Here is an 11128-nt window from a genome sequence, read left to right on the forward strand (position 1 = left end):
CCTGAGGCGGTGGCGCGCCGGTATCGTCGCGGCGTGTCCCCGCGCCTGTCCGACCGCCTCGCCGACCTGACGCTGCAGCTCGTCGACTGCCCGTCGGAGTCGCGCCACGAGGAGCCCGCGATCGCTCTGGCCCAGGCCCTGCTGTTCGAGGCCGGGGTGCCGACGATCGACGCGCACGACACCTGCCTGCTGGCCGGCACGACGACCAAGGGCGACCGCCCCCTGATCCTGTTGGCGGGCCACCTCGACACCGTCCCGGAGCAGGGCAACCGGCCCGGCCGGATCGAGGACGGCGTCGTCCACGGGCTCGGGACCTGCGACATGAAGGGCGCGTGCGCGGTGATGCTCGAGCTGCTGCGCGACGGCGTCCACCGGGAGCCCGACCGGGCCTGCGACCTCGGGGTCGTGCTGTTCGGCCGCGAGGAGCTGCCGTTCGTCGACACGACGCTCACCCCGCTGCTGGCCCGCCGGCCGGAGCTGCGCGAGGCGGACCTCGCCGTGGTGATGGAGCCGACGGCGGGCACCGTGCAGGGCGGCTGCCTGGGCAACCTCAACGCCACGTGGACGTTCCACGGCGAGGCCGCGCACAGCGCGCGCCCGTGGCTGGGCCACAACGCGATCCACCGCGCGGCGGACGGCATCGCGCGGCTCGCCCACGTCCCGATCTCCAAGCACGAGTTCAGCGGCCTGGAGTACGCGGAGTGCGTCTCCGTCACCCGGGTCGCCGGCGGCGTGGCCGACAACGTGATCCCCGACCGCGTCGACGCCCACGTCAACTACCGCTACCCGCCGGGCGTCGCGCCGGAGGCCGCCGAGGCCCAGCTGCGCGCGTGGTGCGACGTCCCCCACTCCACCCTGTCGATCGTCGGTCACGCCCCGTCCGGCGCCGTGGCGGTGGACGGGCCCCTGGCGGTCGAGCTGATCGCCCGCACCGGCGGCGAAGTCACGCCCAAGCAGGCGTGGACCCCGGTCGCGGAGTTCGGCCTGGCCGGCGTCCCGGCGCTGAACTTCGGCCCGGGCGACCCGCGCTTCGCCCACAAGCGCGACGAGCAGGTCTCGGTCGCCGCCCTGGCCGCGAGCTACGAGACGCTCGCGGCGCTGGTCCGCACCGGCGCGTAGCGTTCCGGCCGATGGCCGCTCCGTACTCGCGCAACCCGCTGCTGTCCCGGACGGGGACGTACCCGTTCCAGCGGCTGACGGAGGCCCGCGGCGTCGCGGCCCGGCTGGCGGAGCAGGACGCGGTCCAGGCAGCCGGCGGGGCCGGCGGGGCCGATGGGGCCGATGGGGCCGATGGGGCAGCCGCGTCGGTGGCGGCCGGCGTGGGCGGTCGCGTGGCGGCCGAAGGCGCGCGACGGCTGATCGACCTGGGGGCCGGCGAGCCGCGCGAGCCGACGCCGGACCTGATCCGCCGCACGATGGTCGCCGCGATCGAGGAGGAGACCGTCTCCTCCTACCCCCTCGCGGTCGGCCTGCCCGAGCTGCGCGCCGCGATCGCCGCGTGGGCGGGCCGGCGCTACGACGTGCGGCTGGACCCCGACCGCCACGTGCTGCCGACGCTCGGCTCCAAGGAGCTGGTCTTCACCCTGGCGATGGTCCTGGTGGACGTCGCCGGCGGCCGCGACCTGGTCGGCGTCCCGCAGCCGGCCTACCCGGTATACGAGCGCGGCGCGCGCTTCGCGGGCGCGGACGTCCTGGAGCTGCCGCTGCGAGCGGAGACGGGCTTCCTCCCCGAGCTGGACGCGATCACGCCGGAGCAGTGGTCGCGCCTGGCCCTGCTGTGGGTGAACTACCCCAACAACCCGACTGCGGCCGTCGCCTCGCGCGAGTGGTACCGGGCTGCGGCGTCGCTCTGCCGCGAGCACGGCGTCGTCCTGGCCAGCGACGAGGCCTACAGCGAGCTGTGGTTCACGGGCGACGCCCCCGACTCGGCCCTGCAGGTCGCGGCGGACGGCGACGGCCTGGAGGGCGTCCTCGTCGTCAACACCCTCTCCAAGCGCTCCTCGATGCCCGGCTACCGCTCGGGCTTCGTCGCCGGAGACGCGACCCTGATCGCGGCCCTGAAGGCCTTCCGCCCGAGCGTCGGCGTCGCACCGCAGCGCTTCGTCCAGCGCGCCGCGATCGCCGCCTGGGAGGACGAGGCCCACGTCGACGAGGTCCGCGCCCGCTACCGCGACAAGCTCACCCTCCTCCAACCGGGCCTCGACGCCCTGGGCCTCGTCGATGCCGGCGGCCCGGCCTCCTTCTTCCGCTGGCTCGCCCTCCCCGCGGACTGGTCCGCCGCCCCCTGGGCCGTCCGCGCCCTGGCGGACCCGGCGACGGCCGACCTGATCGCGATCCTCACCGACACCGACACCGACACCGACACCGACACCGACAGCGGCGACGGCACCGACAGCGGCGACGGCACCGACAGCGGCAACGGCACCGACAGCGGCAACGGCACCGACAGCGGCAACGGCAACGGCGGTACGGCGGCCGCAGGGCCGGGGAGCGCGGCGTTCGCTGCGGCCCTCCTCCGGCACGGCATCGTCGTGGCTCCCGGCGCCTTCTTCGGCCCCGCGGGCGAGGGTTACGTCCGCGTCGCCCTCGTCCCCACCGCCGAGGACTGCGCGACGGCCGCCGGGCGGCTGCTCGCCCTGACCCAGGCCTGACGATCGATCCCTGCGCGACGGCCGCCGGGCGGCTGCTCGCCCTGACCCAGGACTCCTCCGCGGGCTCCCGGTTCGTCTGCGCGACGATCGACGGCCGCGTCGTCGCAAGCCGCCCGCGCAGGGCCGGGACGCCGCGTCGTCGCACTGGGCCGTGCGGCACGCCACCTCGATGGTGTGACGATCGTGCGCCCGTCCGGTGCCGACACCGTTGCGCAGCCCGATCACGCCCTCCCCGACGGGCTATCTCGCTGGTGCATGGATCCAGTCACTGACGGAATAGCGCCTCGGGGTGCGTGGGGTTCGGACGGGGACGCCTTCACGGCCCTGCTCCTCGACGACGCGCGGCAGGCCCGTGCTGAGCTCGTCGACCTGCCGCCGTATGCCGTGAGACGCGCTCCCCGCGTGAACGGCGACGAGGCACTCCGGCCCGTTCAGGAGGACGAGTACGAGGAGCTGGACGAGGACCCATCCGCGTGGGATCCGACGTCGGCGGCGGGCCGGCGGCCGGCGGCCGATCCGCCCGCGCTTCGGCCGGCCGGGCCGTCGAAGGGCGCTGGGATCGTCCGCGCAGCGCTCGGCAGGGCGGTGAAGCGACGTCGCTGGGTGCTCCACGAGTCTCAGGACGCCTACGCCCGGCGGACGGGACGCAGCCAGGGGGTGCTCTCCCGGATCGAGCGGGGACGCAAGGACCTGTCGGTCCGAGACCTGATCGCCATCGCCCAGGAGACCGGGCGCACGGTCCGGCTGCAGGTCGTCCCGGATGGCGCGGTCGTCGACGTGTCGCGCGAGGTCGCAACGAGCGCCCGCCTCGGGACCGACGGATCGGTGCGGGTCGCCCTGGGACCCGAGCCCGAGACCGCGCCCTGGCGCGGCTTCGGTCCGCCGCCTGCTCCTCCTACCGGTGCCCGCCCCGGCCCCCGAGCGGTCTCGCCCGCCGGGCGGTGGCCCGGACCTTTCTCGTAGGCTCCGCCGCGTGAGCGATACGCAGCAGCAGGGTGGGGCCTTCGGACTGGGCCTGGCGACGATCTCCGAGGCCGACGGGAAGACGCTCGACGTGTTCTTCCCGAGCCCGGTGCTCGGGCTCGACGCCGACGCGATCGCCGCGACGGGGCACGACGGGTCCACCGGCACCAGCGAGGTCTCCTTCGCCCGCGCGACGACGTCCGGCGGCGGCGCGATCGCCGCGTCGATCGGCAGCGACGCCGCGCGCGGCGTCCGCATCGTGGCCGTCGCGACCGTGATCGAGGACCTGTCCGCGGCGCCCGTCGACGCGCACGACGTCTACCTGCGCCTGCACCTGCTGTCGCACCGGCTGGTCCAGCCGCACGGGCTGTCGCTCGACGGGCAGTTCGGCCTGCTGAGCAACGTCGTGTGGACGACCCAGGGGCCGTGCGCGGTCGAGGGCTTCGAGCAGACGCGCCTGCGCCTGCGGGCCGAAGGCCGGCCGGTGTCCGTCACCTCGATCGACAAGTTCCCCCGCATGACCGATTACGTCGTGCCCGGCGGCGTCCGCATCGGCGACGCGGACCGCGTCCGGCTCGGCGCCCACCTGGCCGAGGGCACGACGGTGATGCACGAGGGCTTCGTGAACTTCAACGCCGGGACGCTCGGGGCGTCCATGGTCGAGGGGCGGATCTCCGCCGGCGTCGTCGTCGGCGACGGCACCGACGTCGGCGGCGGCGCGTCGATCATGGGCACGCTGTCGGGCGGCGGCACCGAGGTCATCTCGCTCGGCGAGGGCTGCCTGCTGGGCGCCAACGCCGGCGTCGGCATCTCGCTCGGCGACGGCTGCGTCGTCGAGGCCGGCCTGTACGTCACCGGCGGCACGGTGGTCGCCCTGCCCGACGGCTCGACGGTCAAGGCCCGCGAGCTCTCCGGCAAGGACGGCCTGCTCTTCCGCCGCGACAGCCAGTCGGGAGCCGTCGTCGCGATCGAGCGGACCGGCTCCTGGGGCAGCCTCAACGCCCAGCTGCACGCCAACGACTGACCGTCGCGCCACGCGCCGCGCACCGGGCCGGCATCGTCGCACCGGGCCGGCATCGTCGGGCGCCGTCACACGTCGGCGCCCCGCGAGCGGGCCGCAGCCGTCCCAAGCGGCCGGCAGCGACCTGCTCGCGGGACGCCGCCCGCGGTCGGTCCAGGTCTTGGAGGGCGGCGACGAGCTCGCCCGCGGTCAGTCCAGGTCCTGGAGGGCGGCGACGAGCTCGCCCGCGGTCAGTCCAGGTCCTGGAGGGCGGCGACGAGCTCGTCGGACGCCTCGGCCGCGTAGACCGGGACGGCCCAGCCGGTGAGGTCGACGTGGAGGTCGTCGGCGACGTCGACGGTCAGCTCGCCGCCGTCGAGGCGGACGACGACCGACTCGTGCTCCGCGTCGCCGGCGCCGCTGCCGCCGCCGTCGAGCACGTAGACGACCGCGGCGCCCGAGGCCCCGGTGCCGGACGACATCGTCTCCCCGACGCCGCGCTCGAAGATCCGGGCGCGGATCACACCGGGCTCCAGCTCGCAGAACCAGGAGACGTTCGTGCGCTGCGGGAACAGCGGGTGGTGCTCGATCGCCGGCCCGATCGCCGGCAGGTCGAGGGCGTCGAGCGCGGCTTCGTCCGCGACGCGGATCGCGCACTGCGGGTTGCCGATCTTCACGTGCTGGTAGGTCCAGCGCAGCGGCGGGCCGTCCGCGCCCGACGGGTGCAGCGACTCGGCGCTGTCGAGGGTGCCGCGGCCGTCCTCGGGGCCCGTGTGGTCGTCGCTGCGCGTGCGCGCGCGGCCCATATCGACCCGGCAGGTCGTGTCGGACAGGATCGTCGGGCGGATCTCGCCGGCGACGGTCGTGATCGAGAACTGCGTCCGGTCCGTCCAGCCGCGGCGGAACAGGTACATGATCGCCTCGCGGGCGCCGTTGCCGGACAGCTCGGCCTCGGACCCGTCCGGGTTGAAGATCCGCAGCGCGGCGACGGTGCCGGGCTCGGTCGGCGGCGAGAGCTCCAGCACGCCGTCCGCGCCCGGTCCCAGGTGCGGGTCGCAGAGCAGCCGGGCGCGCGCGGCGGTCAGCGGCGCCGGCAGCAGGTCGCGCTCCACCACGAGGTAGTCGTTGCCGAGGGCCTGCCACTTCTCGAACCGCATCGCGCGGAGTCTAGGGACGCGACGTCCCGTGTCCTCCGGCGGGTCGGGCATCGGGTCCGGCGTGCTGCGGACGGACGTGGTGCGACGGCGCTCGCCGCCCCGGCGGCGGTCAGTCCGCGAGCACGGGCGCGACGATCCGCGCCGCCACCTCGTCGGGGTCCGGGACGCCCGTCAGGTCGACGACCTCCACGCCCGGCAGCTTGCGCATCCACGTCAGCTGCCGCTTGACGTAGCGGCGGGTGTCGCGCCGCATGCGGTCCTCGTCGCCGGCGAGCAGGGGCTCGAAGCCGTGCGCCTTGCGGGCCGTCGCCGACGCGCCCGCCGCGGCGGCGGTCCGGACCTCGTCCGCGGCCCCGGCGGCGAGCATCGCGTCGATGCGCAGGTCGATCCGGGCGCGGATCTCGTCGCGGTCGCGGACGAGGCCCACGAGGCGCGTCGGGTGACGCGTCTCGTCCGTCCACAGCGCGTTGGGGCCCTCGGGCTGCCGGAGCTCGCCGATCGCGTGGAGCTCGAGCGTGCGCACCAGGCGCGAGCGATCCTGCGGGGCGATGCCGGCGGCCGCCCACGGCGCGACCGTGGCCAGGCGGGCGTGTAGGGCCTCGGGGCCGTCGCGCCGGAGCTCCTCCTCCAGGCCCTCGCGGACCTCGGGCGGCGCCGGTGGTCGCAGCTGCAGGTCGGTCAGCGCGGCCCGCAGGTAGAGCCCTGTGCCGCCGACCACGACCGGCGTCCGGCCCGCAGCGAGCGCTGCGTCGACCTCGGCGTGCGCGAGCGCGGCGAAGCGGCCCGCGGAGCACGTCTCGGTCACCGGGATCACGCCGACGAGGCGGTGCTCGAGGTCGTCCTGGTCCAGCGCGTCCCGGGCGCCCGTGAGCGTCTCGATCCCGCGGTAGACCTGCATCGCGTCGGCCGAGATCGCGATCGGGTCGCGTCCCGCGGAGCGCAGCGCCCGGCCGACCGCCAGCGCGATCGACGTCTTGCCGACCGCCGTCGGACCGAACAGCGCGATGACGGAGGGGCGGCCCACGGCCGTGAGTATGGTGGCTCGATGCCCGTCGTCGTCGGAACCGGCTTCTCCCCCGCGCCCGCCGCCGGCGCGGCGGCGGCCGACGCCGCCCACGACGCCCTCGTCGGACTGGACGGCGCGCCGTGCGACGTCGCGATCGTCTTCGTCGCCGGCGACCTGGTCACCGACACCTCCGAGGCGCTGCGGGTCGTGGGCGAGGTCCTCGACCCCGGGGACGTCATCGGCACGACCGCCGGCGGGTTGGTGTCCGGCGGCCAGGAGCACGAGCAGGGCGACGGCGTCGCCGTGTGGGCGATCAGCCTCGGCGACGATGCCCGCGCCGAGGTCTTCGAGCTCCACGCCACGGAGGTCGACGAGGGCATCGCGTTGAGCGGCCTGCCGGCCGTGGAGATCGGCGTGACGTCCGCCGTCGTGCTGCTCGCCGACGCGTCCCGGCTGCCGCTCGAGGCCACGCTCCAGGCCTTCGAGGAGCACCTGCCCGGCGTGCCGATCATCGGCGGCGTGCCGTCACTCGTCCCGCCGGACGGGCGGCCGCTGCTGCGCGGCTCCGGCCCCAGCACCGCCGCGGCGGTCGGCATCCGCTTCGAGGGCGTCGAGGTCCTGCCCCTGGTCTCTCAGGGCGCGCGGCCGATCGGTCCCGAGCTGACCGTCACCGCCGGCGAGGGCGCCGTGATCCAGGAGCTCGCCGGCCGGCCCGCGATCGACGTGCTGCGCGACACGGTCGAGTCGCTCAGCGACGAGGAGCGCGAGGGGATCGGGCACGGCCTGCTGCTCGGCCTCGTCGTCCAGCCCGGGCAGCCGGAGTACGGCACCGGCGACTTCATCGTCCGCGGCCTGGCCGGCGCGGATCCGGAGACCGGCGCCGTCGTCGTCGGCGCCCCGGTGTCCGTCGGCCAGGTCGCCCGGCTGCACGTCCGCGACCCCGCCACCGCGACCCGCGACCTGGAGGACGCGCTCGCGTTGCGCCGCGCGGCGTCCGCCGGCGGCACGATCGCCGGCGCGCTGGCGTTCACCTGCAACGGCCGCGGACGCGAGATGTTCGGCCACGACCACCACGACGCCGACGCGATCCAGCGCGAGATCGGCCCGCTCCCCCTGATCGGGATGATCTCCGCCGGCGAGATCGGCCCGGTCGGCGGCCGCCCGTTCGTGCACGGCTTCACGGCGACGGTCGCGGTCTTCCTCGCCTGAGCCCACGGCCGCGCTCCGGTCGGCACGCCCCGCGGGCGGTTCGCCGCGAGGTCCCCGGCGCCGCACGAGCCCATCGCCTAGGGTCCGCCCATGAACCTCCACGGCACGACGGTCCTGCTGACGGGCGCGACGGGCGGGCTGGGCGCGGCGATCGCGCGGGCCCTGCACGCCGAGGGCGCCTCCCTCGTCCTCACCGGCCGGCGCAGCGCCGTCCTGGAGCCCCTGGCGGCCGAGCTGGGCGCCGTCGCGGTGTCGGCCGACCTGTCGGTCGCCGCGGACGTCCAGCGGCTCGCCGACGACCACGGCACCGTCGACGTCGTCGTCCACAACGCCGCGCTGCCCGCGAGCGGCCCGCTCGACGACTACGCGCTCGAGGACCTCGACCGCGCGCTCCAGGTCAACCTGCGGGCCCCGATCGTCCTGACGCGCCTGCTGCTGCCGGCGATGAAGGCACGCCGCAGCGGCCACCACGTGTTCGTCAGCTCGATGTCGGCCAAGGTGCCGACCGCCGACGCCAGCCTCTACGCGGCGACGAAGCTCGGACTGCGCGGGTTCGCGCAGGGCCTGCGGCCCGAGCTGCGGCCGTTCGGCGTCGGCGTCAGCGCGGTCTTCCCGGGCTTCATCCGCGACGCGGGGATGTTCGCCGACACCGGCGTGACCCTCCCGCCCGGCGTCGGCACGAACACGCCCGAGCAGGTCGCCGCGGCGGTCGTCCGCGCGATCGTGCGCGACCGCGGCGAGATCGACGTCGCCCCCGTCGGTGTGAAGGCCTCGGGCGTCCTCAACGGCCTCTTCCCCGGCCTGCCCGGCCGGATCGCCGCGAAGATCGACGGCGGACGCACCGGCTCGCAGATGGCCGAGGCCCAGCGCGTCAAGCGCTAGGACAGCGCCGACAGCAGCGACATCTCGCCCGAGAGCGTCTGCGACGTCGCGGCGGTGATCTCGACCGGGACCGTCGTGCCGGGCTCGCCGAAGCCCGTGAAGTTGACGACCTTGTTGTGGCTCGTGCGGCCGCGCAGGCGCTCGGGGTCGTTGCGCGACGGGCCTTCGATCAGGACGTCGAGGGTGCGCCCGACGAAGCGCTGGGTGCGCTCCTTCGACCGGCGCTGGACGAGCTCCACGAGGCGCTCCATCCGCTCGACCTTGACCGGGTGCGGCACGAGACCTTCGGTGAACTCCGCGGCCTCGGTGCCGCGCCGCGCGGAGAACACGAACGTGAAGGCCCCGTCGAAGCCGACCTGGTCGACGACGTCGAGCGTGTCCTGGAAGTCCTGCTCGGTCTCGCCCGGGAAGCCGACGATGATGTCGGTCGTCAGCGCGATGTCCGGGCACTCCTCGCGGATCATCGCGACGCGGTCGAGGAAGCGCTGCTGGTCGTAGGTCCGGCGCATCCGCTTGAGGATCGCCGTCGACCCCGACTGCAGCGGCAGGTGGATGTGCTGGCAGACCTCGGGCAGCGCGGCGTGCACGGCGACGACGTCCTCGCGGATGTCCTTCGGGTGCGGCGAGGTGTAGCGGACCCGCTCGATGCCGGGGATCGCCGAGACGGCGGTCAGGAGCTCGGCGAACGTCCGCGGGCGCGGGCGCAGCGTCGGCGCCTGGCTGCCGTCGGCGAGCGGGACGAGCGCGTCGTCGAGCGCGGCGATCCGCCCGGTCGGCCGCTTGGCGGCGGCGTGGAACGGGGCGAGCGCGGCCGGCAGCGGCTCGGTGGTGCGCAGGTCGCGGCCGTAGGCGTTGACGTTCTGGCCGAGGAGGGTGACCTCGCGGACGCCGTCGGCGGCGAGGCGCTCGACCTCCTCCACGAGCTGCTCGAACGGCCGGGACGACTCGCGGCCACGGGTCGACGGCACGATGCAGTACGCGCACTTGAGGTTGCAGCCGACCGCGATCTGGACCCACGCCTGGAAGTCGCGGTCGCGCTTGGTCGGCAGGTGCGCCGGGAAGCCCTCGAACTCGAAGTAGCCCTGGGCGGTCAGGGAGTCCGACGTGAGGAACTCGGCGAGGCGGTTGATCTGGCCGGGGCCGAAGGCCACGTCGACGAACGGGAAGCGGCGGAAGACCTCGTCCTTGACCGACTGCGCCCAGCAGCCGCCGACGCCGATGACGACCTCGGGCCGCTCGCGCTTCATCCGCTTGGCGTGGCCGAGGTGCGCGACGAACCGGGAGTCCGCGGACTCGCGGATCGAGCAGGTGTTGAAGAGGATGAGGTCGGCCTCGTCGGCGACCGGCGCCTCGTCGTAGCCCAGCGACTCGAGCATGCCCTTCATGCGCTCGGAGTCGTGCTCGTTCATCTGGCACCCGAACGTCGTGACGTGGTACCGCTTCGTGGTCTCGAGGGTGCTCATACGCGCGACGGAGGGTACCGGGCGACGCGCCGACGGTCGACGGTCCGGGGCTCAGCCGGCCCGCTCGGCGCAGCGCTGCTCGTAGGTGCGGACCGCCGCGTACGCGGTCTCCAGCGGGTAGCCCTTCGTCGCGAGCATCCGGAGCGCCTTCTGGCGCCCGCGGTCGTCCTCCGGCGGCCGGCCGTCCAGCCGCTGCTGCAGCGTCTCCACCGCCAGCTCGGCCTCGTCGTCGCGGAGCGGGTCGTCGGCGACCGCCCGGTCGGCGATCTCGCGGTCGATCCCGGTGCGGCGCAGGCCCTGCGCGATCCGCAGGTGGCCCCAGCCCTCGAGCCGCCGCTTGTCCTCGACGAAGCGCGCGGCGTAGCGCTCGTCGTCGAGGTAGCGGAACTCGACGAGCTCGGCCAGGGCGCCGGCGATCGAGGCCTCGTCGACCGCGCGCTTCTCGAGGTGCGCGCGCACCTCCGAGACCGTGCGGTCGCGCTTGGTGAGGTGCTGGTACGAGAGCTTGAGCGCGTGCTGGAGGCGCTCCTCGGCCGTCAGCGGGCGCTCGGGCTCGGTGGGGGCATCGCCCTCCGGCGCGTCTCCCCCGCTCTTGCGGCGCCCGCGGCGACGCCGCCTGCCGCCGGACTCGCCGGTGCCCGGCACCGCCGACGCGTCCGGTCCGAAGAGCGTCCCCGGCTCGAGGCCCCCGATCGGTCCGCCACTTCTACTTCCGCAATCCCGACCGCATCACCGGCGACCGGCCTCCACAGCCCTACCTCGACCTTCAACGCATCCCAATCATCGAACGCGTCATC

Annotated in this window: 10 protein-coding genes; 6 read left to right on the forward strand and 4 right to left on the reverse strand. The window is 75.1% G+C overall.

Annotated features, from left to right (window positions below; all coding sequences use genetic code 11):
• Positions 1–33 precede the first annotated feature (33 nt).
• From dapE to dapD, 4 genes are all read left to right on the forward strand, one after another.
• Complete coding sequence (gene dapE, locus AB0L40_RS10800; protein WP_364353412.1) at positions 34–1119, forward strand: succinyl-diaminopimelate desuccinylase; 1086 nt, start codon at positions 34–36, stop codon at positions 1117–1119.
• Between the two features lie 11 nt (positions 1120–1130).
• A complete protein-coding gene (locus AB0L40_RS10805) occupies positions 1131–2651 on the forward strand; it encodes an aminotransferase class I/II-fold pyridoxal phosphate-dependent enzyme (RefSeq protein ID WP_364353415.1) in 1521 nt (506 codons plus the stop codon).
• 255 nt (positions 2652–2906) lie between these two features.
• Positions 2907–3614, forward strand: a complete 708-nt coding sequence (locus AB0L40_RS10810) for a helix-turn-helix transcriptional regulator (protein WP_364353418.1) — start codon at positions 2907–2909, stop codon at positions 3612–3614.
• 10 nt (positions 3615–3624) lie between these two features.
• The gene (gene dapD, locus AB0L40_RS10815; RefSeq protein WP_364353421.1) at positions 3625–4638 is read left to right on the forward strand and encodes a 2,3,4,5-tetrahydropyridine-2,6-dicarboxylate N-succinyltransferase; all 1014 of its coding nucleotides are present in this window, start codon (positions 3625–3627) and stop codon (positions 4636–4638) included.
• Between the two features lie 227 nt (positions 4639–4865).
• Here dapD and dapF read toward each other — a convergent pair whose 3' ends face one another.
• Complete coding sequence (gene dapF / locus AB0L40_RS10820) at positions 4866–5771, reverse strand: diaminopimelate epimerase (protein ID WP_364353424.1); 906 nt, start codon at positions 5769–5771, stop codon at positions 4866–4868.
• A gap of 109 nt (positions 5772–5880) precedes the next feature.
• The gene (locus tag AB0L40_RS10825) at positions 5881–6795 is read right to left on the reverse strand and encodes a tRNA (adenosine(37)-N6)-dimethylallyltransferase MiaA (RefSeq protein ID WP_364353427.1); all 915 of its coding nucleotides are present in this window, start codon (positions 6793–6795) and stop codon (positions 5881–5883) included.
• A 21-nt stretch (positions 6796–6816) separates the two neighbouring features.
• On the opposite strand from AB0L40_RS10825, the gene AB0L40_RS10830 reads away from it, so the two are divergent.
• Both AB0L40_RS10830 and AB0L40_RS10835 read left to right on the forward strand, forming a co-directional pair.
• Positions 6817–7986: an FIST C-terminal domain-containing protein gene (locus tag AB0L40_RS10830; RefSeq protein ID WP_364353430.1), complete on the forward strand. Its 1170-nt coding sequence runs from the start codon at positions 6817–6819 to the stop codon at positions 7984–7986.
• Positions 7987–8076: 90 nt separating this feature from the next.
• Entirely contained in the window at positions 8077–8868 is a 792-nt protein-coding gene (locus AB0L40_RS10835; RefSeq protein WP_364353433.1) for an SDR family oxidoreductase, read from the forward strand.
• Here AB0L40_RS10835 and AB0L40_RS10840 read toward each other — a convergent pair.
• Together AB0L40_RS10840 and AB0L40_RS10845 are read right to left on the reverse strand one after the other, a co-directional pair.
• Positions 8865–10331 (reverse strand): radical SAM protein, encoded by a 1467-nt coding sequence (locus AB0L40_RS10840; protein WP_364353436.1) that lies wholly within the window; start codon positions 10329–10331, stop codon positions 8865–8867. The genes AB0L40_RS10835 and AB0L40_RS10840 overlap by 4 nt on opposite strands.
• Positions 10332–10382: 51 nt before the next feature.
• Positions 10383–10976, reverse strand: coding sequence for a regulatory protein RecX (locus tag AB0L40_RS10845; protein ID WP_364353439.1), 594 nt, complete (start codon positions 10974–10976; stop codon positions 10383–10385).
• Between the last annotated feature and the right edge of the window lie 152 nt (positions 10977–11128).

The sequence above is a fragment of the Patulibacter sp. NPDC049589 genome, from assembly GCF_040675535.1.
Taxonomy (GTDB): Bacteria; Actinomycetota; Thermoleophilia; order Solirubrobacterales; family Solirubrobacteraceae; genus Patulibacter.